23 protein-coding genes and 1 pseudogene are annotated in these 24,861 nt (G+C 63.7%); 10 read left to right on the plus strand and 14 right to left on the minus strand.

The features are described 5' to 3' along the window. Positions 1 to 329 precede the first annotated feature (329 nt). Entirely contained in the window at positions 330 to 1,295 is a 966-nt protein-coding gene (locus LRC39_RS07880) for an IS110 family transposase (protein WP_346295137.1), read from the plus strand. A gap of 132 nt (positions 1,296 to 1,427) precedes the next feature. Here LRC39_RS07880 and rpsD read toward each other — a convergent pair whose 3' ends face one another. From rpsD to LRC39_RS07915, 7 genes are all read right to left on the minus strand, one after another. Then, on the minus strand, positions 1,428 to 2,045 hold the full coding sequence (rpsD, locus tag LRC39_RS07885) for a 30S ribosomal protein S4 (protein WP_011157148.1): 618 nt from the start codon (positions 2,043 to 2,045) through the stop codon (positions 1,428 to 1,430). 204 nt (positions 2,046 to 2,249) lie between these two features. Beyond that, a complete protein-coding gene (locus tag LRC39_RS07890; RefSeq protein WP_346296871.1) occupies positions 2,250 to 2,795 on the minus strand; it encodes a helix-turn-helix transcriptional regulator in 546 nt (181 codons plus the stop codon). Further along, positions 2,776 to 3,030, minus strand: coding sequence for a hypothetical protein (locus LRC39_RS07895; RefSeq protein ID WP_346296872.1), 255 nt, complete (start codon positions 3,028 to 3,030; stop codon positions 2,776 to 2,778). Before LRC39_RS07895 ends, LRC39_RS07890 begins: the two co-directional genes overlap by 20 nt. Before the next feature lie 51 nt (positions 3,031 to 3,081). Next, entirely contained in the window at positions 3,082 to 3,858 is a 777-nt protein-coding gene (locus LRC39_RS07900) for an acyltransferase (RefSeq protein WP_346296873.1), read from the minus strand. After that, on the minus strand, positions 3,858 to 4,253 hold the full coding sequence (locus LRC39_RS07905) for a cupin domain-containing protein (protein ID WP_012495190.1): 396 nt from the start codon (positions 4,251 to 4,253) through the stop codon (positions 3,858 to 3,860). Before LRC39_RS07905 ends, LRC39_RS07900 begins: the two co-directional genes overlap by 1 nt. Positions 4,254 to 4,306: 53 nt before the next feature. Further along, entirely contained in the window at positions 4,307 to 5,101 is a 795-nt protein-coding gene (gene murI, locus LRC39_RS07910) for a glutamate racemase (protein WP_346297482.1), read from the minus strand. 82 nt (positions 5,102 to 5,183) lie between these two features. Further along, positions 5,184 to 5,672, minus strand: a complete 489-nt coding sequence (locus tag LRC39_RS07915) for a PaaI family thioesterase (RefSeq protein ID WP_346296874.1) — start codon at positions 5,670 to 5,672, stop codon at positions 5,184 to 5,186. Positions 5,673 to 5,826: 154 nt separating this feature from the next. Here LRC39_RS07915 and LRC39_RS07920 point away from each other — a divergent pair, with 154 nt between their 5' ends. The 4 genes and pseudogenes from LRC39_RS07920 to LRC39_RS07935 form a co-directional block, all read left to right on the plus strand. Next, entirely contained in the window at positions 5,827 to 7,191 is a 1,365-nt protein-coding gene (locus tag LRC39_RS07920; RefSeq protein WP_011157153.1) for a TrpB-like pyridoxal phosphate-dependent enzyme, read from the plus strand. Between the two features lie 287 nt (positions 7,192 to 7,478). Continuing rightward, positions 7,479 to 9,689, plus strand: coding sequence for a phosphoribosylformylglycinamidine synthase subunit PurL (purL, locus tag LRC39_RS07925; RefSeq protein ID WP_346296875.1), 2,211 nt, complete (start codon positions 7,479 to 7,481; stop codon positions 9,687 to 9,689). Between the two features lie 112 nt (positions 9,690 to 9,801). Further along, positions 9,802 to 13,116, plus strand: coding sequence for a pentapeptide repeat-containing protein (locus tag LRC39_RS07930; RefSeq protein ID WP_346296876.1), 3,315 nt, complete (start codon positions 9,802 to 9,804; stop codon positions 13,114 to 13,116). A gap of 103 nt (positions 13,117 to 13,219) precedes the next feature. Next, positions 13,220 to 14,079, plus strand: a pseudogene (locus tag LRC39_RS07935) (AIR synthase-related protein); the annotation flags it as partial. Between the two features lie 184 nt (positions 14,080 to 14,263). Here LRC39_RS07935 and LRC39_RS07940 read toward each other — a convergent pair. Together LRC39_RS07940 and LRC39_RS07945 are read right to left on the minus strand one after the other, a co-directional pair. Beyond that, on the minus strand, positions 14,264 to 15,445 hold the full coding sequence (locus LRC39_RS07940) for an acyltransferase family protein (protein WP_346296877.1): 1,182 nt from the start codon (positions 15,443 to 15,445) through the stop codon (positions 14,264 to 14,266). A gap of 74 nt (positions 15,446 to 15,519) precedes the next feature. After that, entirely contained in the window at positions 15,520 to 15,882 is a 363-nt protein-coding gene (locus LRC39_RS07945; RefSeq protein ID WP_346296878.1) for a DUF427 domain-containing protein, read from the minus strand. A gap of 162 nt (positions 15,883 to 16,044) precedes the next feature. On the opposite strand from LRC39_RS07945, the gene LRC39_RS07950 reads away from it, so the two are divergent. Then, positions 16,045 to 16,281: a BolA family protein gene (locus tag LRC39_RS07950; RefSeq protein ID WP_107346500.1), complete on the plus strand. Its 237-nt coding sequence runs from the start codon at positions 16,045 to 16,047 to the stop codon at positions 16,279 to 16,281. 83 nt (positions 16,282 to 16,364) lie between these two features. Here the strand turns inward: LRC39_RS07950 and LRC39_RS07955 are convergent, their stop codons facing one another. Together LRC39_RS07955 and LRC39_RS07960 are read right to left on the minus strand one after the other, a co-directional pair. After that, positions 16,365 to 16,883: a MarR family winged helix-turn-helix transcriptional regulator gene (locus LRC39_RS07955; protein WP_346296879.1), complete on the minus strand. Its 519-nt coding sequence runs from the start codon at positions 16,881 to 16,883 to the stop codon at positions 16,365 to 16,367. A gap of 186 nt (positions 16,884 to 17,069) precedes the next feature. Next, positions 17,070 to 17,414 carry a hypothetical protein gene (locus tag LRC39_RS07960; protein ID WP_346296880.1) on the minus strand — a complete coding sequence of 115 codons (345 nt, stop codon included), beginning with the start codon at positions 17,412 to 17,414 and terminating at the stop codon, positions 17,070 to 17,072. Positions 17,415 to 17,558: 144 nt separating this feature from the next. Here LRC39_RS07960 and LRC39_RS07965 point away from each other — a divergent pair, with 144 nt between their 5' ends. Continuing rightward, positions 17,559 to 18,287, plus strand: a complete 729-nt coding sequence (locus tag LRC39_RS07965) for a hypothetical protein (RefSeq protein WP_346296881.1) — start codon at positions 17,559 to 17,561, stop codon at positions 18,285 to 18,287. Between the two features lie 25 nt (positions 18,288 to 18,312). Here LRC39_RS07965 and egtD read toward each other — a convergent pair whose 3' ends face one another. Together egtD and egtB are read right to left on the minus strand one after the other, a co-directional pair. Next, the gene (gene egtD / locus LRC39_RS07970) at positions 18,313 to 19,281 is read right to left on the minus strand and encodes an L-histidine N(alpha)-methyltransferase (protein ID WP_346296882.1); all 969 of its coding nucleotides are present in this window, start codon (positions 19,279 to 19,281) and stop codon (positions 18,313 to 18,315) included. A 44-nt stretch (positions 19,282 to 19,325) separates the two neighbouring features. Then, positions 19,326 to 20,585 carry an ergothioneine biosynthesis protein EgtB gene (gene egtB / locus LRC39_RS07975; protein ID WP_346296883.1) on the minus strand — a complete coding sequence of 420 codons (1,260 nt, stop codon included), beginning with the start codon at positions 20,583 to 20,585 and terminating at the stop codon, positions 19,326 to 19,328. A gap of 281 nt (positions 20,586 to 20,866) precedes the next feature. Between egtB and grxD the strand changes: the two genes are divergently transcribed. From grxD to LRC39_RS07990, 3 genes are read left to right on the plus strand one after another with little or no spacing between them, the layout of a single operon-like run. After that, positions 20,867 to 21,193, plus strand: coding sequence for a Grx4 family monothiol glutaredoxin (gene grxD, locus LRC39_RS07980; RefSeq protein ID WP_107343605.1), 327 nt, complete (start codon positions 20,867 to 20,869; stop codon positions 21,191 to 21,193). After that, positions 21,190 to 21,732, plus strand: coding sequence for an O-acetyl-ADP-ribose deacetylase (locus LRC39_RS07985; protein WP_346297483.1), 543 nt, complete (start codon positions 21,190 to 21,192; stop codon positions 21,730 to 21,732). The genes grxD and LRC39_RS07985 overlap by 4 nt, the downstream gene beginning before the upstream one ends. Positions 21,733 to 21,791: 59 nt before the next feature. Then, positions 21,792 to 23,072 (plus strand): serine hydrolase domain-containing protein, encoded by a 1,281-nt coding sequence (locus tag LRC39_RS07990; protein WP_346296884.1) that lies wholly within the window; start codon positions 21,792 to 21,794, stop codon positions 23,070 to 23,072. Between the two features lie 10 nt (positions 23,073 to 23,082). On the opposite strand, the gene mdlC is transcribed toward LRC39_RS07990, so the two are convergent. Further along, entirely contained in the window at positions 23,083 to 24,711 is a 1,629-nt protein-coding gene (gene mdlC, locus LRC39_RS07995) for a benzoylformate decarboxylase (protein ID WP_346296885.1), read from the minus strand. Positions 24,712 to 24,861 lie beyond the last annotated feature (150 nt).

Raw genomic sequence — 24,861 nt, forward strand, 5'->3', positions numbered from 1 at the left:
TGTCCGGACACGATCAGGTCAGCGGGATGTGATTGGTACCATCCCGAGAACGTCATTCCGGGGCGCTCACGAAGTGAGCGAACCCGGAATCTCGCAGTGAACGGATGCGGCCTTGCCGCGCAGGCGGTGAACTTCCCTTCGCAACATCCTCGAGATTCCTGTATCTGCGAGGTGCTGGTGCATAGTCAGCACGACGGAGGCCGCTCGGTAGATTCCCGGCCGATCATCTCGCCGTAACCCGGTGCGGGCGCCTCTGTCGGTGTTGCTTGATCGAACAGTCGCACGGGCATTGCCGTTGCGGTGATCGCCCGCATACAGGACCGATGCCCATGACGATTGCAGTGCCGCTTGCGGTTGCGGCCGGCGTCGATGCCGGCCAACGTTTCCTCGATGTCGCGCTGGCTCCGTCGGGCCAGACCTTCCGGATGCCTAATCTGGCCGATGGCATCGCCGAGATCATCGCCCGCCTCGAACGCTCCGGCGTCAGGCGGGTGGTTCTGGAGGCGATCGGTCCCTATGCCGAACCGCTGGTCAAAGCGCTTTCGGTCGCCGGCTTCGAAGTCGGCATCGTCAATCCGCGCCGGATCAAGGCGTTCCGCGAGGCCGAAGGCGGTCGCGCCAAGACCGACAGGCTGGACGCGCGACTGATTGCGCGCTTCGCTCTCACTATGCCCGAGACCCTGCGCCCCCTGCCCCTGCCGACCGACACCCAACTCGAGCTGAAGGCGTTGTCGCTCCGACGCCGCCAGCTCACCGAGATGATCGCGATGGAGAAGACCCGGATGAAGCAGGTCCGCGGCACGCTCCTGCTCGATAGTCATCGGGCCGCGATCGCCGCGTTGTCGGCGCAGTGCCAAGCCATCGAGGCCGAACTCGCCAGGCGCATCGGCGACGACGCCGAACTCCGCCGCGTCCTTCACATCCTCAAATCGATCCCCGGCATCGGCGAACGGGTGGCTACGCTCCTCATCACCGACCTACCCGAACTCGGCCAGCGCGATCGCAAGGCCATCGCCAGCCTCGCAGGGCTCGCGCCCCACGTCAGCCAATCCGGCGCAGCGCCGCCTCGCGCCGCCATCGCCGGCGGACGTCCTTGCGTTCGCGCCGCCCTCTACATGGCCGCCCTGGTCGCCGCCCGCCACCACCCCAAGCTCCGCGACGACTACAACGCCCTTCGCCTGCAAGGAAAACCCGGAAAGGTCGCGCTCATCGCAATCGCCCGAAAACTGCTCGTCACAGCCAACGCACTCGTCAAAGCCGACACGCCATATCAAGGTAAGACCCTTGACACATGAGACAGTCGCCGGGTTCGCGCTTCGCGCGCCCCGGAATGACGAAGAGCCTTTGGAATACGCCGCGCAAACAAAAAGGCCCCGGCGAACCGGGGCCTTGATGCATCGGACTGAGCAGCAATCAGTACGAAGAAATTAGCGCGAATAGAATTCGACGATCAGATGCGGCTCCATCTGCACCGCGAACGGCACGTCGGAGAGAGCCGGGATGCGCGCGAACTTCGCGGTCATCTTGTTGTGGTCGACTTCGATGTAGTCCGGCACGTCGCGCTCGGCGAGCTGGCTGGCTTCGAGCACGAAGGCGAGCTGCTTCGAGGCTTCCTTGACCTCGATCACGTCACCGACCCGCACCTTGTAGCTCGGGATGTTGACGCGCTTGCCGTTGACCTTGATGTGGCCGTGATTGATGAACTGGCGGGCCGCGAACATCGTCGACACGAACTTGGCGCGGTACACCACGGCGTCGAGACGGCGCTCGAGCAGGCCGATCAGGTTCTCGCCAGAGTCGCCCTTCAGACGGGTCGCCTCGACGTAGATGGCGTGGAACTGACGCTCGGAAATGTTGGCGTAGTAGCCCTTCAGCTTCTGCTTGGCGCGCAGCTGGACGCCGAAGTCGGACAGCTTGCCCTTGCGGCGCTGGCCGTGCTGGCCGGGGCCGTATTCGCGGCGGTTGACCGGGCTCTTCGGACGGCCCCAGATGTTCTGGCCCATCCGGCGGTCGATTTTATACTTAGCTTCAGCGCGCTTTGTCATCGCGTCCTCTAGGGTTTGAGTTGTGAGGAAACGCGCCCTCCTGTGCATGGGGAAAAATCCCCTGCCGACAGGTCCGTCCTTAAAGCATAAGGGGAGGACCACGGGTCGCGAAACGCAACGCGGGCCGAAACCGGCCCGCGAGCGGGGGCTTTCTAGGGGGAAAGCCCTGGGATGTCAATTCGGGCCAGGCAGGCCGATGCGCGCTCAGGCGGCTTCGAGGGTCTGCTCATAAGCTCGCAGCCGCTGGGCGAGCGGCGCGGCCAGCGGCCGGTCGCCGGCGGCCAGCGCGGTATTGGCGAGGCGCACCGCCTCGGCTTCGACAGCGGCCTCCCGGCTCAGCTTCTGCTGCGCATACAGCCATCGCGCCACTGTGGCCCAGTCCCACAGCGGGCTGTCCGAGGTTACCCGGACGCTGGGCGCGGGAAAATCGCGGCTGCGCTGGCCCTTCGCGTATTGGGTCAGGGCAGCCCGGGTGAGACCGCAGCGCGCCGCAATGTCGGAAAGGTTGACCAGCGGGTCCGGCTCGATCCGCTCGACTTTGGCGCCTGCACTCTCGACCGCCGCGACCGCCGAAGCGATCGCATCGCCGATCGACTCTGCCTCGCGCGCGAAGTCCAGCACGATGTGGCCCTTCTGAAACGCGATGGCGGCGTCGTCGCATCCGGCGTTGAAGAACCGGTCGGCGAAGTCTTCGGCCGCCGGGGAGAGACCGGAGGCAACGATACTGAATTCATAGGTCTTCACTATCATCCTCCTGCTTGGCGTGGGGACAGCGTGCGATCTGGCGCAGCAGTTGCCGCGCATGGTTCTCGGGATTGCGCGGCGTCGACCAGATGAACAGCACACAGCCGTCGCGATCGTGATGTGGACACAGCAGTCGGCCCCACGCATGGCCGCCGACTTTGCTCCATCTCCAGCCCAACGCTTCGGCGTGGCTGACCGCCGCCTCGATTTCCTTGTTCGGATGGCACGGCCGCTTTGCCATCGTGACGCCCGCGCTGGACGAGTGTTAACATATGTCAACAGGCTTGCGGATTCAAGGCCGGGCTGCGGCCCGAAGTGCCCGGGCTGGGCGGTCCAGGTGCTCGATCTCGGCCGCGATCGTGGTGTTCAGCACCTGTTCGAGCCGGGTCGTCAGCCGCGCAATCGGGGCGGCGTCGATCACACGGTGGTCGAACCGGACGATCACCTCCAGGCGGCCGTCGTCGGCGAGTCGGCCGTAGCTCAGGATGTAGGGACCGGGGCTGACCGGATAGAGGTCGCCCGGACCGAAGGCCGACACCGAGGACAGTCCGAAGCTGCCGAAGAAGTTCGCCCGCGGCCGGTCCAGCGACATCCCGGCCCACCAGGCGATCCGCCGCAGCGGCCACGGCATCCGGCTTATCCGCAGCAGCTTGCGGAACATCGGCACGCTGTCGATGGGCGCGGTGCTGGCGCTGCGGATGATCGCGTCGACCTCGGGCAGCGGCAGCGTGTCGGCAGCAGTCACCTTCTGCATCAGCACGCAATCTTCGCCGTCGATGCGACGGGCGACCGCGATCATGCCGACGCTCTTCGGCACCTCGAAGAAGTGCGGCCACGGGAAGTCGATATACAGCGTGCGCAGCACCGGCTCGTCGCGGGCGACCAGGCTGAATGCCTTGGCGAAGATCGCGGCGAAGCCTGGCGGCGATGCCGCGGCAGCCCGGGCTCGCGCCAGCGGGCCAAGATGCAACGTGCGCCGATAGCTGATCAGCGGCACGCCCTGCGAGGCGTGCATCAGATCAGCAATCAACCTGCGCGGCGCCGAGATCCGACGTGTTTTGCCCCGCATTACTTGGCGGGTGTTGCGAGCGGCTTGGTCTTGTCGACCACCCACACCGCCATCACCTTGGCGCCCTTGTCGCCGTGCACCTTGGCATCGTGCACCACGCCGGCCGGGATCACGTAGGAATCGCCGGCCTTGAGGTGCTTGTCGGGTTCGCCGTCGATGCTCATCACTGCTTCGCCCTCGAGCAGATAACCGGTCTCGATGCCGGGATGGGTGTGCCGGCCGATATTGCCGCCCGGCGGCAGCTCGGCGAGACCGCTGACGGTGACATAGCCGTCGGGAAATTCAATCTTCTGCAGCGGCGTGCGCTTGATGCCGCTCTGCTGCGCGACGGCAGCGCCCGCAGCAGCTACCACGGCGCATGCGACCAGGATGTGACGCAAGGTTTTGATTGTCATTGGGGCTCCTCCGGGGCGCAAAGCTAGCAGCGTCCCGGCAGGCGGAAAAGCGCTCAGGCCGGAACGCGGCCGCCGAAATACGGCGCCAGCGCCGCGCTCGCCCGAGGATGGCGGCCCGAGGTGAAGATCATCTCGGCGCCCGGCGTGGGCGCGTGGCCGGTGGCCGGGCCGAGCAGGGTGACGACGCGGCGGGCGATTGCCGGGGCCGGATCGATCCAATCGACCGGCCAGGGCGCCAGCCGGACCAGCCGGTCGAGCAACAGGGGATAATGTGTGCAGGCCAACACCACCGCATCGGTGCGGCCGCGTTTGGCGTCGGCTTCGACGAAACACGGCGCGATCTCGGCGCGGATCGCGGCGTCGGTCACTTCGCCGCCGCCGAGCGCGGTTTCGGCCAGGGTGGCGAGCCGGATCGATCCGACCAGCGACACCTCGCAGCCTTGGGCAAAATCGCGGATCAGCGCGCGGGTGTATTCGAGCCGTACCGTCGCTGAGGTGCCGAGCACCGAGACACGCTTGGTGCGGGAGCCTGCGCAGGCCGGCTTGATCGCCGGCACGGTGCCGACGAACGGCACCCGGTAGCGGGCCCGCAGCGGCGCCAACGTCATGGTCGAGGCGGTGTTGCAAGCGATCACGACGAGGTCCGGCGCATGCGCCGCGATCAGCTCGCCCATCAGCGGCACGACGCGGCCGATCACCGCCTCTTCACTGCGCTGCCCGTAGGGGAAGAACGCGTCGTCGCCGACATAGACGTAGTGCGCGTCGGGGCGGGCGCGGACCACTTCGCGCAGCACCGTCAGGCCGCCGAGGCCCGAATCGAACACCAGGATTGTGGGGAGCGAGGTCACGGCGGCGACCATACCCGATCTTGGTTAGCTTTCGGTTGTCGATCGCGCGATGCAGCCCTGCGGAGACGGCAAAGCCACCGGCTCAGTGGCTGTCGGCGACCTCGGTCGGCGGCACCTTGCGCTTGACCCGCTTGATGGTGCCCGAGAACGTAAACAGCGGCCGCTCGCCACTCTTGAGGATGCCGCGCACGAAGATCAGCGACTTGCCGGCCCGGGTGACTTCGCCGGTCGCTTCGATCAGCTCGCCCTCGAATGCCGCATCGAGAAATTCGGCGCCGAATGCCACCGTCACGCCCGGTCCCTGCAATTCGCGCACAGCGATCGCGAACAGGCAGTAGTCGGCGAAGGTCATGAAGCAGCCGCCGTGCACCGCCTTCATGCCGTTGAGGTGCTTCTTCTCGACCCGGAAGGCGCAGCGGACGCGGCCGTCCTCATCGATCCGATGCCAGAACGGCCCGTTGTGCGATTCGAAAGTGTCCCGCGTCCACGTCCGCCATCCGGCGAACTCACCTTCGGTTGCGGTGAAAAGGTCCGGGCGACTGGGACGTGTCGGTTCGACGGTGGTGGTCAAGGGGCGTTATCCTTTGGTCTATCGTTTGGTCCATAAAACTGATGCCGCGCTGCAATGCAAATCCACAAATCTAATTGACACTGCGCAATTGGCAGGCAGGTCGCCGCTGTATACCCTCCCGGGCCGCAAAACCGGCCGCGTAAGGGAGAATAGAATGAGCGACCAGATCAAGTATGTGCTGGACGAGGAGAACATCCCGAAGTCCTGGTACAATCTCAACGCCGACTTCCCGACGCCGATGCCGCCGGTCCTTCATCCGGGCACGCATCAGCCGGTCGGCCCGAGCGATCTGGAGCCGCTGTTTCCGATGGAGCTGATCCTCCAGGAGGTCGCGACCGAGCGCTACATCGAGATTCCCGAGCCGGTCCGCGACGTATTCCGGATGTGGCGCCCTGCGCCGCTGATCCGTGCGCGCCGCCTCGAGCAAGCGCTCGGCACCCCGGCGAAGATCTACTTCAAGTACGAAGGCGTTTCGCCGGCCGGCTCGCACAAGCCGAACACCGCGGTGCCGCAGGCCTGGTACAACAAGCAGGCCGGCATCAAGAAGCTGTCGACCGAAACTGGCGCCGGGCAGTGGGGCTCGTCGCTGGCGTTCGCCGGCTCGCTGTTCGGGCTCGACGTCCTCGTCTTCCAGGTCCGTGTGTCGTACGACCAGAAGCCGTATCGCCGCGCGCTGATGGAGACCTACGGCGCCCGCTGCATCGCGTCGCCGTCGAACGAGACCGACTCCGGCCGCGCCATTCTGGAGAAAAATCCGAACAGCCCAGGTTCGCTCGGCATCGCGATCTCCGAAGCGGTGGAAGTCGCCGCCAAGAACCCGGACATCAAGTACGCGCTGGGTTCGGTGCTCAACCACGTGATGCTGCACCAGACCATCATCGGCGAAGAAGCCATCAAGCAGTTCGAAATGGCGGGCGATGACCCGGACGTGGTGATCGGCTGCGCCGGCGGCGGTTCGAACTTCGCCGGCCTTGCCTTCCCGTTCCTCGGCCTGCAGCTCCGCGGCGGGCGCAAGCGGCGCATCATCGCGGTCGAGCCGGCGGCGTGCCCGACCCTGACCCGCGGCACTTACGCTTACGACTTCGGCGACACCGCGCATCTCACTCCGCTGGTGAAGATGCACACGCTCGGCTCGACCTTCATGCCGCCGGGCTTCCACGCCGGTGGCCTGCGCTATCACGGCATGAGCGGGATGGTGTCGCACGCCTACGAACTCGGCCTGATCGAAGCGCGCGCCTACAAGCAGGTCGGCTGCTTCGAAGCCGGCGTGCAGTTCGCCCGCACCGAAGGCATCGTGCCGGCGCCGGAATCGACCCACGCCGTCCGCTGCGCGATCGATGAGGCGCTGCGCTGCAAGGAGGAGGGCAAGTCGGAAACGATCCTGTTCAACCTCTCCGGCCACGGCCATTTCGACATGCAGGCCTACATCAACTACTTCGAAGGCAAGCTGGTCGACCAGGACTACGACGAAGCCGACCTCGCCACCGCGCTGGCCGGCCTGCCGGCGGTCGCCGCCTGAGCAGCACGGGCGTCCTCCTCGGACGCCCCATCCAAGAACGACGTCATGCCCGGGCTTGACCCAGGCATCCACGTTTTCGGGCACGGTGCCCGCGGCCGTGGATGGCCGGGACGAGCCCGGCCATGACGGATCGGGCAAGATCCTTTGCCAGATCAACGGGTTCGCAGCGATCGCCGGCACCGAGCGCCATCCCCAGGCGTGCAGAAAAACCTTTCCCCTTTGGGCCGTTCTTTCTACATAACAGCGGTCCGCGCCGGCCCCTCCGGCGTGCCGAGGAATGCTGCCCTATGTCCGCTCCCGAGCCGAAGATCACCCCGGAATTGATCGCCAGCCATGGCCTCAAGCCGGACGAATATCAGCGCATTCTCGACCTGATCGGGCGTGAGCCGACCTTCACCGAGCTCGGCATCTTCTCGGCGATGTGGAACGAGCACTGCTCGTACAAATCCTCGCGCATCCACCTCAAGGGGCTGCCCACCAAGGCGCCGTGGGTGCTGCAGGGCCCGGGCGAGAACGCCGGCGTGATCGACATCGGCGACAATCAGGCGGTGGTCTTCAAGATGGAGAGCCACAACCATCCGAGCTACATCGAGCCGTATCAGGGCGCGACCACCGGCGTCGGCGGCATCCTGCGCGACGTCTTCACCATGGGCGCGCGGCCGATCGCCTGCCTCAATGCGTTGAGCTTCGGCGATCCGAGCCATCCCAAGACCCGGCACCTGGTGTCCGGCGTGGTTGCCGGTGTCGGCGGCTACGGCAACTCGTTCGGCGTGCCGACCGTCGGCGGCCAGACCCGGTTCCACACCCGCTACGACGGCAACATCCTGGTCAACGCGATGGCGGTCGGCCTGGCGGATGCCGACAAGATCTTCCTCGCCGCGGCGTCCGGCGTCGGCATGCCGATCGTCTATCTCGGCTCCAAGACCGGCCGTGACGGCATGGGCGGCGCCACCATGGCGTCGGCGGAGTTCGACGAGGGTTCGGAGGAGAAGCGCCCGACCGTGCAGGTCGGCGACCCCTTCGCCGAGAAGCTGCTGCTCGAGGCCTGCCTCGAGATCATGGCCAAGGACTGCGTCATCGCCATCCAGGACATGGGCGCGGCCGGCCTGACCTGTTCGGCGGTCGAGATGGGCGCCAAGGGCGACCTCGGCGTCGAGCTCGATCTCGACGCGGTGCCGACCCGCGAGACCGGCATGACCGCCTACGAGATGATGCTCTCCGAAAGCCAGGAGCGCATGCTCATGGTGCTGAAGCCGGAGAAGGAAAAGGAAGCCGAAGAGATCTTCAAGAAGTGGGGCCTCGACTTCGCGATCGTCGGCTACACCACGCCGACCAAGCGCTTCGTGGTCAAGCATGGCGGGCAGGTCAAGGCCGACCTGCCGATCAAGGAGCTCGGCGACGAGGCGCCGCTCTATGATCGTCCGTGGGTGGAGTCGCCGAAGCTACCGGTGATCCACGCCCGCGACATCAACGCGCCGATGGGCGCGGCCGAAGCGCTGGAGAAGCTGCTGGCGACGCCGGATCTGTGCAGCAAGCGCTGGGTGTGGGAGCAGTACGATCACGTCATCGGCGGCAACACCGTGCAGCGTCCGGGTGGCGACGCCGCGGTGGTCCGCATCGAGGACGGCCCGAAGGGCCTCGCGCTCACCGTCGACGTCACGCCGCGCTACTGCGAGGCCGATCCGTTCGAGGGCGGTAAGCAGGCGGTCGCCGAAGCCTATCGCAACATCACCGCGGTCGGCGGCAAGCCGCTGGCGATCACCGACAACCTCAATTTCGGCAATCCTGAGCGGCCCGAGATCATGGGCCAGCTGGTCGGCTGCCTGAAGGGCATCTCGGAAGCCTGCATCGTGCTCGACTCGCCGATCGTCTCCGGCAACGTCTCGCTCTACAATGAGACCTCGGGCCGCGGCATCCTGCCGACCCCGTCGATCGGCGGCGTCGGTGTGCTCGACGACTTCACCAAATCGGCGACGCTCGCCTTCAAGGCCGAAGGCGAAGCGATCCTGCTGATCGGCGACACCAAGGGTTGGCTCGGCCAGTCGGTGTACTTGCGCGACATCTGTGGCCGCGAAGAAGGCGCGCCGCCGCCGGTCGATCTTGCGGTCGAGAAGCGCCACGGCGATGTGGTCCGCGGCATGATCCACGCCGGCACCGCGACCGCCGTGCACGACCTGTCCGACGGCGGCCTCCTGGTCGCGCTCGCCGAGATGGCGATCGCCGGCAATATCGGCGCCTCTCTCGACGCGCCGCCGGCCGAGATCGTGTCGCACGCTTGGTGGTTCGGTGAGGACCAGGCGCGCTATCTGGTCACGGTGAAGGAAGCCGATCTGCTCGCGGTGAAGACCAAGCTGAAGACGATCGGCGTGCCCTGCGCCCAGATCGGCGTCACCGGCGGCCACGCGCTGAAGATCGAAGGCGAACGCAGCGTCGACATCAAAGCGCTGCGCCACGCCCACGAGCACTGGCTGCCGGACTATATGGGCGGGAAGGCGTAGTCCCGCAGGAGTATGGAGGCTCAACTTTAGATCGTGGTGTATCTTCAATTCTTTACAACCAATTCTTGGTCCTGCATGCTCAACCGCATAAAGATTTGGTTGGGGGATCATTGTGAGTTGGTTGACTAAGGTACTAGGGGTTTCACAGGTTACTAGTAGCCGCATCGAAGACGGCGCAGAGAAGCTCAAGGCGGTAGCAGAGCTATCGGAACAAGGAGTTGACAAGTTCGGCACCGTAACCGAGTTCGTCGTGAACGCTGCCGACAAGCTGTTGCATTCCAGCGCGAGTACCCTGTTTGATGCAATTGAGGTAGCCGTTCCTTGGGTCGAAACTGCTGCTGAAATCACTGGTGACGCGATACCGCCGGTTAAGGCGGCACTCAAAATTGTTGGTCTCCTAACGAAAGAGACCGATCCACGGGCGCTCGGATTGCTCGCATTCTCTTTGGCATATCAATCCGCACTTGAAGAAGCTGCTCTTTCGCTTAAGGATTCTGACGAATTTAAGAGCAGTAGCGCTGGCAAACTAAAGAAACGATTGCTTCGTGAATTGCCTACGGGCTCAAAAGAATCACTCGAAGATTTTGAAGGTTTTAACCTAAGCAACTGCCTTGGTCACAAGCTCACACGGCAAGCGGATGCCTTGCTCGAGAAGTTCGCAGAAGCTGCGGGATGGCCTGCGAATATGCGAAGGTTGCTTGTTGAAAAGGTGCATACTAGGTTTTCAACCACGTTCCGCGCCATCATTTCAGATGGTCGGACTAAGGATAAGTTTGATCCTCTATTTCGCTTCATGAACGTTGAGGCTAGCTATTCGAGTACGTTCGAAGCGATTGCGGCCCATATCGAATATCAACTCTGGCGTTTCAATGAGGCACCAGTCTTAGGTGCACGAAACTCAACTACTGAGCTGAAGATGATTCAATGTCCTCTAAAGGACATATATGTCCCGTTGGACTGCGGCGCCCTCCGTTGGGGCGATATCGTTCAGCTTCAAAAGGCCGATGAGGGAGAAGAGCGAAAGAAAAGTCCATTTGACGAATCGGTGGGCGGGCGTTTTCCGATTGTCAAACATATCATTGAGCTTATTGGTGCCAAAGGCTTTAGAGAAGCTATTGTTGTTCAAGGGGTCGCAGGAGCGGGGAAATCAGCATTCACGCTGAATCTCTGCGTTGAACTAAGGCAGTCTGGGTTGCGCCCTATCCGCATTCGAATGCGTGATCTTTCGCTAGATCCCCGTATTCCTTTGCTCGACGATTTGGCGCAGGCGATTGCGCAGAATAGCGGCGATGAAGCATTTGACGAGGCAAGACAATGGCCACGATTCATTGCGTCAAAAATCGAGCTCCCGACGATCTTCGATGAGTCTGTACCTTTCGGCGAGACGGAAATTTGTCCATACGTGCTGATTTTCGACGGGTGGGATGAAATAAGTGTCTCCGCGAGTGAAGGGTTCCGGCAGAGGATTGAAGAGACGCTTCGAGCAATTCGTCGGGAGTTTCTCGGCAATAGGCCTCGTCCAATTCGTGTAATATTAACAGGTAGGCCATCGCTAGACGTTGAAGAGAGTCGTTTTCTTCAATCAGAGACGTCCATTTTAACAATTAGGCCATTTACGCCAGACCAGTTGAGGTTTTTCTATACGAACTTACTTGCCTATCGTTCGAAAAATGAGGTGGGTGGGCGTCAGCGGCTACTTGAGCGAATAGAGGCGCTGGTTCAGCACGGAAATGAAGGCTCTACGTCGAAAGGGGCAGGGCTGGGTATTATGGGGCTTCCCCTTCTGGCGATGCTCGCAATTTGGCTTTCAATCAACGACGATTGGGCGCCCGAGGCGGTCGGTAACGATGAGACTACGCTCTATCGTCGGTTGGTCGACATGACGTGTAAGCACGGTGGGAATGTCGAAGAACTTTCGGCGACCGCACCAAGAATAGTTGGCGATAAGCTGCGAGAGTTGCTCCGCAGGACTGCCGCAGCAATGACCATGCGCGGAACTGAGCATGTCTCGTATTTGGAACTTGAGCGCCGTCTGAAAGATGCCGGTGTCCCCGCACGTGACGACGCTATTAAAGACGTTATGAAGAACAATCCCATAGCTAATCTAATGATTAGCTTCTTCTTCAACGTTGGCTCTCGTGAGCACGGCTGTGAGTTCATTCATAAGACATTCCGTGAGTACCTATTCGCCGAGTGCGTCGTTGAAACGTTGAAGGGAATCGGTCTGGAGTTGAAACCCCGACCTTCGCGTGCGCCGTATTGGAAGGACTTTGGCTCTGATGATCCGCGATTTCATGCCGTCCAACGGCTACTTCCGTTGTTGGCGGCCCAGTGGCTTACTCCCGAAGTTTCGCGGCACCTTCATGCTTTGCTAAGATGGGAAATTGTGCGCTCGACGAACGATCCGATCCAAGTCCCTTCACGGCTTGCGGATGAAACACGGGTCATTCATGAGTCGGTGTGGCTCGAAATCCGAGATTTTCTCGCAGAGCTTTGGGATTGGTGGGGTGAGGGCGTTCATCTAAGGCCGCAACCGTTTATTTGCGATGATACGTCCTCCCTTGACTACAAGGAGGTGTTTGCTTCGAGGCTCATAAAGAAAATCGCGCCAACAGACTTGCCTCGCGATAAGTTGCCGGAACCAATCAGAACAACAACGATTGATGCTCATCTGGGGGATGCTCTGTTCCAAATCAACTGTACAGTGCATTTTGCGATCAACAAGAAATTGGGGTGGTTGGATCAGCATCCGACGAAGGACCTGTCCGAAGTGAGCTTGAATCCAAGTGAACTTTGGAGAGGCGCGATCCAAAGGTCGGGTCATCGATATCAGACGTCGATTAGCAGAAATGATAAAGAGTTTGTCGTGTTTTCACCCGACAGTCCCGATGGCAAGAATGGCTACATGCGTCAGTACTGCGCACGAATCAATTCGGCCGGGTGGCGACCCATGGGGCAATTCCCCGCGGGGTTGGATATGAGTGGAGTTGATCTCGAGTCCGTCGTTCTTGACCGGCTTTCTATGGGCATGGAATGGCCGGTCTCTTTTCGGTATGCAAGAATCGCCGACGCTGAATTTAACCAATGCCATTTTGGTCGTGCAGCAGATTTTGAGTTCTGTTTTGGCACAAGGCTCCAATGTCATTTGGTGGCTGGTGGAGAAACCAAATTCAAGGGTGCGGATTTGACCGATGCTGTATTTCGATATGCATTGTTATGGCGTGCAGATTTTGCTCACTCTAAGGTGCAAGGCGCGACTTTCGCCGGAGGAACGCTGCAGTCAGTTGATAGGGAGCAGCTCAAAGCGGCGGATCTTACCGCCGTTAGATTTGAAGGGGTGCTCGGAGATGTCGCAAGAAGGGGGGTAAGGAAACCAAAGAGAAAGATTGACTCGACGCGTCAACATGGAGTGGCCCCGTCTATTTGAGCAATGGATCGAGGGCTGGCGGCCAGAACTTTTAGATCGCGGGCTGTATGGCGCATGACCGTCGTCGCTGTTGACGAACTGCTTTGGTCATACGCGGTGAATTCTATCATGCTGGGTCGACGTCACGCCGCGTACTGCGAGGCCGATCCGTTCGAGGGCGGTAAGCAGGCGGTCGCCGAAGCCTATCGCAACATCACCGCGGTCGGCGGCAAGCCGCTGGCGATCACCGACAACCTCAATTTCGGCAATCCGGAGCGGCCCGAGATCATGGGGCAACTGGTCGGTTGCCTGAAGGGCATCTCCGAAGCCTGCATCGCCCTCGACTCGCCGATCGTCTCCGGCAACGTCTCGCTCTACAACGAGACCTCCGGCCGCGGCATCCTGTCGACCCCGTCGATCGGCGGCGTCGGCGTGCTCGACGACTTCACCAAATCGGCGACGCTGGCGTTCAAGGCTGAAGGCGAGGCGATCCTGCTGATCGGCGAGACCAAAGGGTGGCTCGGCCAGTCGGTGTACTTGCGCGACATCTGCGGCCGCGAAGAAGGCGCGCCGCCGCCGGTCGATCTTGCGGTCGAGAAGCGCCACGGCAATGTGGTCCGCGGCATGATCCACGCCGGCACCGCGACCGCCGTGCACGACCTGTCCGACGGCGGCCTCCTGGTCGCGTTGGCCGAAATGGCGATCGCCGGCAACATCGGCGCCGCGCTCGACGCGCCGCCGGCCGAGATCGTGTCGCACGCCTGGTGGTTCGGTGAGGACCAGGCGCGCTATCTGGTCACGGTGAAGGAAGCCGACCTGCTCGCGGTGAAGACCAAGCTGAAGACGATCGGCGTGCCCTGCACCCAGATCGGCGTCACCGGCGGCCACGCGCTGAAGATCGAAGGCGAACGCACCGTCGACATCAAGGCGCTGCGTCACGCCCACGAGCACTGGCTGCCGGACTATATGGGCGGGAAGGCGTAGCCGCCTTAGGTCTCTCCATCGTCATTCCGGGATGCGCTGCGTGGCAGCGCAGGCCCGGAATCCATAGCCCCTGCACTCGCGGATGAGCACGGCGGATGACGCCGTGCGCGAGCAACAGATTCGGTGGTTATGGATTCCGGGCTCGCGAGCTGCGCTCGCGCCCCGGAATGACGGACGAGTGGCCTCACAGCACCCGATACGCGCCTGGAATCTTCCGCAAGAGATACGTCGTGGCCCAGCTCAGCAGCAGGCCGAGGGTGAACACGATGGCGGCTTTGATGATCGCCGGCAGGTCGTAGTCGTACAGCCAGTACTGCAGCCAGAGCATGTAGGCGTAGTGCACCAGGAAGATGCCGTAGGCGTCGTGCTGCAGCGGATCGAGCAGGCTCCAGCCGCCGCGGCGGAAGCGCAGGAATACGGCCAGGATCGCAAAGATGATCGCGGCGCTGAAGGCGGTCAGCGCCACGCTGTAGCTCGCCTCGTACCACATCGGCAGGTCGTCCGGATTGTCGAGGATGCCGCGCTTGATGCCGATCAGGCCCCACATCCCGAGATACGGTACCAGCGCCACCAGCAGCCAGATCCACCATTGCTGCGCCAGCTTGCCGCCGGCGCCGAGCACGCTCTGCTCGGGATGGCAGGCGCCGATGCCGGCGCCGATGAAGAAGTAGGCGGTGTACAGCAGCACCCGGCTGGCCTGCACCGCGAACGGTCCCCATTCGAACCAATAGGTCGAGGTGTAGTACAGCCGCGACGGCACGTAGAGGATCGCGGTGACGACGAACACGGCGCCGATGAACAGCGCCGGCGACTTGTAGCCGAGCTTGGCCAGATGATTGATCGGATCGAGCGAATGCCGCGAAATCCGGTACAGCCCGCCGCCGATCACGCTGAAGATGAACAGCACCCACAGAAACCACAAGGGTCCGCTCGGCCACGGGCCGACCGTGATCATGTTCTCGTAGAACTTGGCGAAGGTCTCGGTCGGGTCGGCGCGCAGCGCCAGCGCGTAGTAGGCGATCGGGATCACGGTGAAGGCTGCGATCACGAACGGGATGCCGAGCCGGATCAGCCGGTCGCGCGCCAGCGAGCCGAATTTCGGCCGGTGGTCGAGGCTCGGCCACAAGAACAGCCCCGACAGCATGAAGAACATCGCCATGAAGAAGCTGTCGGTGGCGAGCACGATGCAGTCGAAGCCGATGAACGACGACGGATCGGTGTGACCGAAATAGGTATACGGGATCACCGAATGGTGGATCAGCACCAGGATGGTGAGGAAGGTCCGGGTCCGGTCGAGGGACAGGTCGCGCACATGCGAAGCTGCGTGCGCGGTCATGCCGCCGGTGGTGGGATAGGTTACAGTCACGACAAGAGCCCCGCGCGATGCCGCCGGTGAATTACGATACTGCGCAATAGCTGAATCGCCTCTTCGGCGAATTGCTAGGGTTTGAATTCTTCGATTTGAACCTTTTGCGGATAGAACGCCAGATAGCCGGTGATCTCCGCCATCGCCGGAAACGGCTCCTCATAGCTCCACACCGCGTTGGGCTGCGGCTCGCCCCCGGCCACGATGCTGAAATAGCTGGCATCGCCCTTATAGGGGCAGTGTGTGACACGCGAGGTCTTTTCCAGCAGGCTCATGTCCGCGTCTTCCCGCGGAATGTACTGCACCGGCGGATAGCTCGCCTCCTGCAGCGTCAGAGCCCGGCGGGTCTCGGCGATCACCTTGCCGTCCGCGCTGATCCGGACGCCGTTCGGATTTGCCGTGATCGTGATCGGATGATCGGGGCCGGGGAGCTTCATGGGCGGACCTCAGGGTGCGTTTCGGACCGGCGTCGCGGTCACCTCGCCGCGATGTGCCGGCGTGGTGGCTTTGAAAGGGACGCACTGCCATATAGGATGGCGGTGCAAGATTGCCACCGCGCGCCCCGCGCCGGCGGCCGCGACGATCTGGAGGATGACCGAATGCCGATGGATGCCCGCGACATCGAGGCCATGATCAAGGCCGCGATTCCCGACGCGGAGGTGACGATTCGCGACCTCGCCGGTGACGGCGATCATTACGCCGCGACCGTGATTTCGGAGTCGTTCCGGGGCAAGTCGCGGGTCCAGCAGCACCAGATCGTCTATCAATCGCTGCAGGGGCAGATGGGCGGCGTGCTGCACGCGCTCGCGCTGCAGACCGGCGTGCCGGAAGCCTGACGGCAGACAAACCCCTGTCCGACGCCGGGCGGCCTCGCCGTTAGGCCGCCCTGCGTCTCGCACGATCGCTAGTCGAGCTGCTGCTAGTCGAGCCGCGCCACGCGCGCGGTTGCGCGATCCATGCGCCGGCGCATTGCATTGACGCTGTCGGACAGCTCTCCGACATGCTGATCGACCAGCGTGCCGCGGGCAATCTCCTCGATTTTGCACATCTCGTCCTCGACACGCGCCAGCGTCTGTCTCGCGCTCCCGGTCAGCGACAGCAGAACGACCCGCCGGTCCTCAGCCGATTGAGTTCGGTTGAGCAGGCCACGCTGCTCCAGCGGTCGGATCTGCGCCGAGACGAACGATCCCTTCATATTGAGCAGCGCCGCGACTTCGCCGACCGGAACGCCATCCCGATCGGCCAGAAAGTCGACTGCCTTGATCAGCAGCCATTGCGATCCCGTCAGGCCGCCTCGGCGCCCGAGCAGTTCGGCCATCCGCAGGATCGAAAAGCCGATGGCTGATACGTCCCAGACCAGCCGACGTAGCAGACGATCGGCATGATCGATGTCGGTGCCGATCGGCTCGTCGGCGGATTTGTTGTTCGTCTCGGGCATTATCCCGTCGTCCTTTCAGCACGTGCCACGCGTTTCGTGCCCTGCGCGAAGCATCGCCTCTCCAGACAGATCGGAGCGGATGCTTCGAGTCAGGCCGGCGAGCGCTGATGCGCCCGGCACGGGTGGCGAAATGTCATCGGCGTTTGGCGGGCGGAGCGGTGTCGCGGCGCCCGGACTCGTCGTCGGTCAGACGGCCTGTTTGGGCGGAGGCGTATCGGGACTTGCCCGCAGCGCGATCACCAGCGAAGCCCAGGCAAAGGCGGCCTTTTGGCTGTCGGGCGATGGGCGTCCGACCAAGGAGGCCGGCATGACGGCAGATGAACACGAGGGGCACCGATCGCAGACCGAGATGGCCGATGAGTCCGTGCTGTCATCGACAGAATGCGTGCTGAATACGGCGGTCGCCGCCACCTCTGTCGGATGGAGGCAGGCGATCTGATGCAGCAGGCCTGAGACGAGATAAAGCGAGATCACCACGATCAACGACAGGCGACGGCCCGGCTGTGCCGTGTCGGTCGAAAGCCATTGCATGAATCCGCTTCTCATGCGGGATCGCATAACAAATCTGTCACAATCCGCAAAGGCGGGGCGAGCGCACGGCCATGGTCCGCGGCGCGGCGCCAACGTTAACGAAGGCTTTACAGCCGCGTAGCACCGTGTCGGCGGGTGGGACACATGTCGAACTGGCGGGACGAAAAGGCGAAGGCCAATGCACTGGCGCTAGCGCGGCTGACCAAGCGCTTGCCGGAGGTCTTCCCGCAGGCCGTGCTGATCCATGCCAAAGCGCGCGCCTATGTGCCATCGACCCTGAGAGTCGCCGTCGACTCGTATTGGCGGGCGCATCCGCTGCGGGCGGAGCGGCTGGCGCGTGTGCTCGCGGCGCGCAGCGGCGCCCCCGTCGGCTGGCAGTGGCACGTCGGCGATCCCGAGGCCGGACTGCCGGCGACGTTTCGAACCCCGCCTGCGCCATATCGTGAGAGAGCGCACCAGCGCGGCCCCGGCTTCTGCTGCGTCTGCGGCCAGCCGGTGTATCGGTTCGGCTGGCACGCCGATCTGTGGGACGCCGGCATCAACAAGAACGCCACCTGGCACAGCGCCTGCGTCACGGCCTGGCAGTTCTGGAATGCGCCGAGTGGCCAGACCAAGCTGCTGCGGCGCCTGCAGGGCCGCCGCTGCCGCGAGACCAATCGGCGGCTATGGCGGACTGCAGAGGTCGATCACCTCGTGCCGCTGTTTCAGGTCTGGCGGCAGCACCGCGATCGCGGATGGCCGGAGCTGCTCGGCTATTGGGGGCTGCCAAACCTGCAGGTGATCAATCGCGAGGTCCACGTCGCCAAATGCGCCGCCGAGGCACGCCGCCGGCGCACCGCGCGGATCGCCGCCGCACAGGACGCTGCGGTTTAGTCAGGCGACCGACGAGACGCGGTTGTCAGTTCGCTTCGATCGCATGCACGGAGAACATCGCATCCGGATCGGTCCAGCACCGCGCCGGAGTCCAGCCGGCCTGCTGCGCCAGCGCGCGAAACCGCTCCAGGCTGTATTTGTAGCTGTTCTCGGTGTGAATGGTTTCGCCGTCGCGGAAGCTGATGCGTTCGCCGGACAGATGCACGGTCTGGTCGCGCAGGCTGACCAGGTGCATTTCGATGCGGTGCTGATCGCGGTTGTAGATCGCCCGGTGCGCGAAGGCGGACAGATCGAAATCGGCGCCGAGTTCGCGGTTGATGCGGATCAGCAGGTTGAGATTGAACTTGGCGGTGACACCTGCGGCATCGTCATAGGCTGGCACCAGAACGCGCTCGTCTTTCTCCAGGTCGACACCGATGATCAGCCGGGCGCCGTGGCCGAGTATGTCGCGGGCGCTCTCCAGGAAACGCCGCGCCTCCTGCGGCTCGAAGTTGCCGATCGTCGAGCCGGGGAAGAACCCGACCTTCGGCAGGTCGCGGACAGCAGGCGGCAGCGCGAACGGCTTGGTGAAGTCGGCGGCGAGCGGATGCACCGCGAGCTGCGGGAAGTCCCGCTGCAACGTTTCGGCCTGGGTGATGATGAAATCGCCCGAGATATCGACCGGCACATAGGCTGCGACCTGGTGGGCGGCGAGCAGCAGGCGGATCTTGGTGGTGGCCCCGGCGCCGAATTCGACGATCGCCGCGTCCGGTTGAATAAAGGCTGCGATCTCGGCGGCGTGGTCCCGCAAAATGCCGAGCTCGGTGCGGGTCGGATAGTACTCCGGCAGGCGGGTGATCTCGACGAATAACTCGGAGCCGGCGTCGTCGTAGAAGTATTTCGGCGACAGCTCCTTCTGCGGTCTCGTCAGCCCATCCAGCACGTCCCGCGCAAACGCAGCCGTATTGGAATCGAGCCGATGCGCTTGCGTCTGCACAGCGACGTGCACGTTCATAGGCGATCCTCCGTGCTGCGCGCGTGGCGCATTTAGATTTCAGATCAGGCGCCGTAGTCGGCGAGCCGCAGTCCGGTGAACTGCCAGCGGTGATGCGGATAGAAGAAATTGCGATAGGTGACGCGGCTGTGGCCCTCCGGCGTCGCGCAGGACGAGCCGCGCAGCACCAGCTGATTGACCATGAACTTGCCGTTGTATTCGCCGAGCGCGCCGTCGATCGCCTTGTAGCCCGGGTAGGGCGCGTAGGCGCTGCGGGTCCATTGCCAGACGGTGCCGAAGGCGTCTGGAAGCTGACCGGCGCGCGCCGCGACCTCCCATTCCATTTCGGTCGGCAGGTGTTTGCCGGCCCAGCGGGCGAAGGCGTCGGCCTCGTAGTAGCTGATGTGGCAGACCGGGGCGGCGGGATCGATGCTCTGCAGGCCGCCGAGCGTCATGATCTTCCATTCGCCGTCGACCTGTCGCCAGTGGCCGGGCGCTTCCCAGCCTTCACGCTCGGCGCAGGCGAAGCCGTCCATCAGCCACAGCGTGGCGGTGCGATAACCGCCATCGGCCATGAACTGCAGCCACTCGGCATTGCTGACAAGGTGCCGCGCCAGCCTGACCGGTCCCACCAGCGCGCGGTGCACCGGTTTTTCGTTGTCGAAATGGAAGCTGTCGCCGGCGTGGCCGATCGGGTGGATGCCTTCGGGCAGCGTTACCCAGTCCTCACCACGATGGTCCGTTGCCGGCAGCCGCCACGCCGGGTCGTAGGCCGGTGGGATCGGATTCTGCGCGAAAGCATGGAGGATGTCGGTGAGCAGCAATTCCTGATGCTGCTGCTCGTGATTGAGCCCGACCTCGATCAGCGGAGCGATCTCTTCGAGCTTTGCCGCATCGGCGGTCGCGAACCAGTTCAGCATCGCTTCATCGACGTGGCGGCGATAGGCCGCGACCTCAGCGACGCCGGGACGGGTGAGAAGGCCGCGGGCCGCGCGGGTATGCCGGGGTCCGGCCGAGACGTAATAGGAGTTGAACAGGAAGGCATAGTCCGGATGGAACACCTGATAGCCCGGACAATGCGGGCCAAGCAGGAACTGCTCGAAGAACCAAGTGGTGTGGGCCCGATGCCACTTCGCCGGGCTCGCGTCCGGCATCGACTGAACCACCTGATCTTCCGGCGACAGTGGAGCCGCGCGGCGCTCGGTCTCGTCGCGCACGGTACGAAAGGCGTGGGCCAGCTGAGCGGCCAGATCGCGGGCGGAGACGGACGATGTGGAAGATTCGGCTGCAGAGCTTGCGGCGGAGGGCAAAATCGTCACGAGCATCTCCGGTTTGGTGGAAAACGCTGCTGTTGGGAATGAGTTCCAGATCAGATAGGCGCTGGCGACCCGGATGAAAGGCCAGCGGCGTACCGGTGGAGATTTTACCGATGGTCAGGCGGCCACTCGGGTTCGGCCCCGGGCCGCCCGAAAAAGGGCAGCGAAGTCAACGCGACAGCCGGGCTCAATCGGTTTTGACTTGGGCTATTCAGAGGTTTCAGGATACATATATGACCGTTCGACCCGGCCGCTGGTGGTCAGCCGGCCGCGCCGCAAAAGGATTCGCCATGAGCATCGAGCAATTCATCGACAACGAAGTGAAGGCCAACGACGTCGTGCTGTTCATGAAGGGCACGCCGCAGTTTCCGCAGTGTGGCTTCTCCGGTCAGGTGGTGCAGATCCTCGATCACATCGGCATTCCGTATAAGGGCCACAACGTGCTCGAGAACGCCGAGCTGCGCGACGGCATCAAGGTCTATTCGAACTGGCCGACCATCCCGCAACTGTATGTGAAGGGCGAATTCGTCGGCGGCTGCGACATCGTGCGTGAAATGTTCCAGGCCGGCGAACTGCAGAAGCTGTTCACCGACAAGGGCATCAAGGCCGCCGCCTGAGCCCCTTCGTCCGCCAGATCGGCACGGCGACTTGTGAGGTCGTCGTCGCCGACATCACCACCCTCGCCGTCGACGCGATCGTCAACGCCGCCAATTCGTCTTTGCTCGGCGGCGGCGGCGTCGATGGCGCGATCCATCGTGCGGCCGGTCCTGAACTCGTCGCCGAATGTGAAACGCTCGGCGGCTGCGCCACTGGCGATGCCAAAATCACCCACGGCTACCGTTTACCTGCGCGCCATGTGATCCACGCCGTCGGCCCGATCTGGCACGGCGGCGGCCATGGCGAAGAGGCCGCGCTCGCCTCCTGTTACGCCCGCGCCCTGCAGCTCGCGAACGAGCATCGGCTAACCTCGATTGCCTTTTCGGCGATCTCGACCGGCGTTTACGGTTTCCCGCCCGAGCGCGCGGCGCCGATTGCGGTCAAGACCACCTTGGATGCGCTGCGCTCCAACACTTCGGTGACCCGAGCGGTGTTCTGTTGCTTCTCGCCCGCGAGTGCGGAGTTGCACCGCGCGGCGCTCGCGGAAGCGGCCCCTTGAAACCGCTCCAAGCGCCGCTACCATCACATCCACGAAAAAGAACTCAGGAGGATACGAGAATGCTGCGTCGCGCTGCGCGATGGTTGATGGCAGGAGCGCTGGCCGTAATGGCCGCGAGCCCGGCGATCGCCGAGACCACCTTCGACCTGCCGCCGAGCGTGCAGTTCTCCGATAAGAAACTCGAACGCATCGACGAGTTCTTCAACAAGATCATTGCCGAAGGCAAGATTCCCGGCGCGATCGTGTATATCGAGCGCCACGGCAAGCCGGTCTATCACAAGTACTTCGGCGTTCGCGACGTCGCCACCAAAGAGCCGATGACCGACGACACCATCTTCCGGCTGGCGTCGCTGACCAAGCCGTTCACGGCGTTTGCGGTGATGACGCTGGTCGACGACGGCAAGATCAAGCTCGACGATCCGGTCTCGAAATACATCCCGGCTTTCGCCGACACCAAGGTCGGCGTCGAAAAGAAGCGCGAGGATGGCGAGAAGTATCTCGATTTCGTCGCCCCGAAGCGGCCGATCCTAATCAGCGATCTGCTGCTGCACACCTCGGGCATCACCTACGGCTTCTATGGCGACAGCCTGGTGCGCAAAACCATCGCGGCGGCGAAGATCTACGATAACGATCCGAGCAATGCCGAATTCGCCGAGCGGATCGCCAAGCTGCCGCTGCAGGAGCAGCCCGGCACGCTGTGGGACTACGGCAATTCCTACGAGGTACTCGGCCGGGTGATCGAGGTCGCCTCCGGCAAGTCGTTCTATGAGTACCAGAAGGAGCGGCTGTTCGATCCGCTCGGGATGAAGGACACCCGCTATTATCTGACCACCGAGGAACAGAAGGCGCGGATGGCGCAGCCGATGCCGAACGACGCCGACTTCCGGGTCGGGCGGCCGAGCCGGCCGGACATCGTCAAGAAATGGGAATCCGGTGGCGGCGGCCTCACCTCGACTCCGTCAGACGTGATCCGCTTCGTCCGCATGCTGCACAACAAGGGCGAGCTCGACGGCAAGCGTTATCTCAGCGAAGCGGTGTTCAAGGACATGACCACCGATCACATCCCTCCGAACTCCGGCGTCGAACGCGACTACTTCTATTTCCCGGGTGACGGGTTCGGCTACGGTTATGGCCTCGGTGTTCGCACCGATGCCGGCAACGCCAAGCCGCCGCCGCCCGGTTCGCTCGGCGAATTGAAGTGGGACGGCGCCTCGGGCTGCTACTTCGTGGTCGATCCGAAGCTCGACATGTTCTTCGTGCTGATGGAGCAGACCCCGTCGCATCGCCAGCCGATCCAGCGCGAGCTGAAGAAGCTGGTCTACGAGGCGCTGGACAACTGACGACGCAGCGTCAGCCGTTGCGCGCGTAGAGCATCGGCACCGACGTATCGAGCATCGCCTCGACCACGCTGACGCCGTCCCATGCAAGGGCGCGCGTCAGCGCCGGCGCCAGCTCCTCGCTGCGCGTCACCCGCGCCGCATCGCAGCCGAGCGATTGCGCCAAAGCGGTGAAGTCAATCCCGGGCAGTTCCAGCCCGGGCACGTTCCGCACCTGCATCACCTGGCTGAACGAGCGCATTGCGCCGTAGCCGCCATTGTTCAGCACCACGACCGTCAGCGGCAGCTTGCGCTGCGCCGCCGTCCATAGCGCCTGGATCGAGTACATCGCCGAGCCGTCGCCGATCAGGCAGACGGTGCGGCGGTTCGGATGCGCCAGCGCGAAGCCGACCGAGGCCGGCAGCGACCACCCCAAGCCGCCGCTCGCCATCGTGGCGAAACTGTCCTGGCCCGGCATCGGCATGAACTTCTGCATCGCCGGACGATGCGACGGCGCCTCCTCGACCAGCATCGCGCTTTCCGGCATCACGGCGCGCAGGGTGTGCAGCAGATACTCCACCGGCATCGGCTCGGCCGGCCGGGGGGCAGGCGGCACCGCGCGAGCCGGCGGTGCGGCCCGCTTGGTTTCCGGCAGCAGTTCCAGCAGCAGCGTGAGGGCAGGCGTCATCGTCGCGATGATGCTGGTGCCGAGCGGCGTCACGGACGCGGCTTCGGCATCGTCGGTGATCTGGAACAGCTTCGAGCCGCCCTCGAAGATCGCGGCGTGGCCTTCGACATGGAAGGTGAACACCGGCGCGCCGATCACCACGACGACGTCGTAACCGCTGAGCGCTTCAGACAGTTGTCCCGGAGACGCGTGCAGGAAGCCGGCGAACAGCGGGTGCCGCTCGGGGAAACTGCAGCGCGCCGAGAACGGCGATACCCACACCGGGGCCTTGGTGCGCTCGGCGAGCTGGACCATCAGTTCGACTGCGGCGGCCCGATCGACCGCGGGGCCGACAACAAGTGCCGGCTTCTTGGCTTTGGTCAGCGCATCGGCCAGCGCCTGCATCGTTGCACGATCCGGACCGAGTTCGCGCGTTATCGTGCGCGGCGGCACCGGCGCGGCGGGCCGGGCCCAATCGTCGATCGGCACCGACACGAAGGTCGGTCCGCACGGTGGCTGCATCGCGACGTAGTAGGCACGGGCGATCGCGGCGGGCACGTCCTCGGCGCGGGCCGGCTCGACGCTGTACTTCACATAAGGCCGCGGAAATTCGCTCGCGCGCTCGGCACCGAGGAAGGCTTGCAGCGGCAGCAGGCTGCGTGCCTGCTGGCCGGCGGTGATCACCAGCGGGGTCTGGTTCTTGAACGCGGTGTAGATGTTGCCGAGCGCGTTGCCGACGCCGGCCGCCGAATGCAGATTGACGAAGCCGACGTTGCGCGTAGCCTGCGCGTAGCCGTCGGCCATCGCCACGGCAGAGGCTTCCTGCAGCGCCAGCACGTAGTCGATATCGTCCGGCCAGTCGCTGAGGAACGGCAGCTCGGTCGAGCCGGGATTGCCGAACACCTTGTCGATCTTGAAGGCGCGCAGCAGGTCGAGCGTGGCGGACTTGATGGTGGTGACGGCAGCGCTCGGCTGCTTGGACTTGTTCGCGGACAAAGGCGATTTCCTCGGGCGGCGAATGCCGGTGTTGTTGTTTGCACCGATCAAATCCGCAGGCGGCGAGGGGAGTCAACAGCATCAGCCGCGATGCCAAATTTCCCTCCCCCTTGCGGGGAGGGTGGCCGGCCGTAAGGCCGGTCGGGTGGG

This window comes from Rhodopseudomonas sp. P1 (assembly GCF_039642825.1).
Classification (GTDB): domain Bacteria; phylum Pseudomonadota; class Alphaproteobacteria; order Rhizobiales; family Xanthobacteraceae; genus Rhodopseudomonas; species Rhodopseudomonas palustris_H.

Coding starts and splice junctions, on each gene's coding strand:
- LRC39_RS07890 (WP_346296871.1), bottom strand. CDS start 2,795: ATGATAGTGAAGACCTATGAATTCAGTATCGTTGCCTCCGGTCTCTCC.
- LRC39_RS07945 (WP_346296878.1), bottom strand. CDS start 15,882: ATGAAGCTCCCCGGCCCCGATCATCCGATCACGATCACGGCAAATCCG.
- LRC39_RS07990 (WP_346296884.1), top strand. CDS start 21,792: ATGCTGCGTCGCGCTGCGCGATGGTTGATGGCAGGAGCGCTGGCCGTA.
- LRC39_RS07965 (WP_346296881.1), top strand. CDS start 17,559: ATGTCGAACTGGCGGGACGAAAAGGCGAAGGCCAATGCACTGGCGCTA.
- grxD (WP_107343605.1), top strand. CDS start 20,867: ATGAGCATCGAGCAATTCATCGACAACGAAGTGAAGGCCAACGACGTC.
- LRC39_RS07960 (WP_346296880.1), bottom strand. CDS start 17,414: ATGCAATGGCTTTCGACCGACACGGCACAGCCGGGCCGTCGCCTGTCG.
- LRC39_RS07955 (WP_346296879.1), bottom strand. CDS start 16,883: ATGCCCGAGACGAACAACAAATCCGCCGACGAGCCGATCGGCACCGAC.
- egtD (WP_346296882.1), bottom strand. CDS start 19,281: ATGAACGTGCACGTCGCTGTGCAGACGCAAGCGCATCGGCTCGATTCC.
- LRC39_RS07905 (WP_012495190.1), bottom strand. CDS start 4,253: ATGACAATCAAAACCTTGCGTCACATCCTGGTCGCATGCGCCGTGGTA.
- egtB (WP_346296883.1), bottom strand. CDS start 20,585: ATGCTCGTGACGATTTTGCCCTCCGCCGCAAGCTCTGCAGCCGAATCT.
- rpsD (WP_011157148.1), bottom strand. CDS start 2,045: ATGACAAAGCGCGCTGAAGCTAAGTATAAAATCGACCGCCGGATGGGC.
- purL (WP_346296875.1), top strand. CDS start 7,479: ATGTCCGCTCCCGAGCCGAAGATCACCCCGGAATTGATCGCCAGCCAT.
- LRC39_RS07895 (WP_346296872.1), bottom strand. CDS start 3,030: ATGGCAAAGCGGCCGTGCCATCCGAACAAGGAAATCGAGGCGGCGGTC.
- LRC39_RS07880 (WP_346295137.1), top strand. CDS start 330: ATGACGATTGCAGTGCCGCTTGCGGTTGCGGCCGGCGTCGATGCCGGC.
- LRC39_RS07900 (WP_346296873.1), bottom strand. CDS start 3,858: ATGCGGGGCAAAACACGTCGGATCTCGGCGCCGCGCAGGTTGATTGCT.
- LRC39_RS07950 (WP_107346500.1), top strand. CDS start 16,045: ATGCCGATGGATGCCCGCGACATCGAGGCCATGATCAAGGCCGCGATT.
- LRC39_RS07920 (WP_011157153.1), top strand. CDS start 5,827: ATGAGCGACCAGATCAAGTATGTGCTGGACGAGGAGAACATCCCGAAG.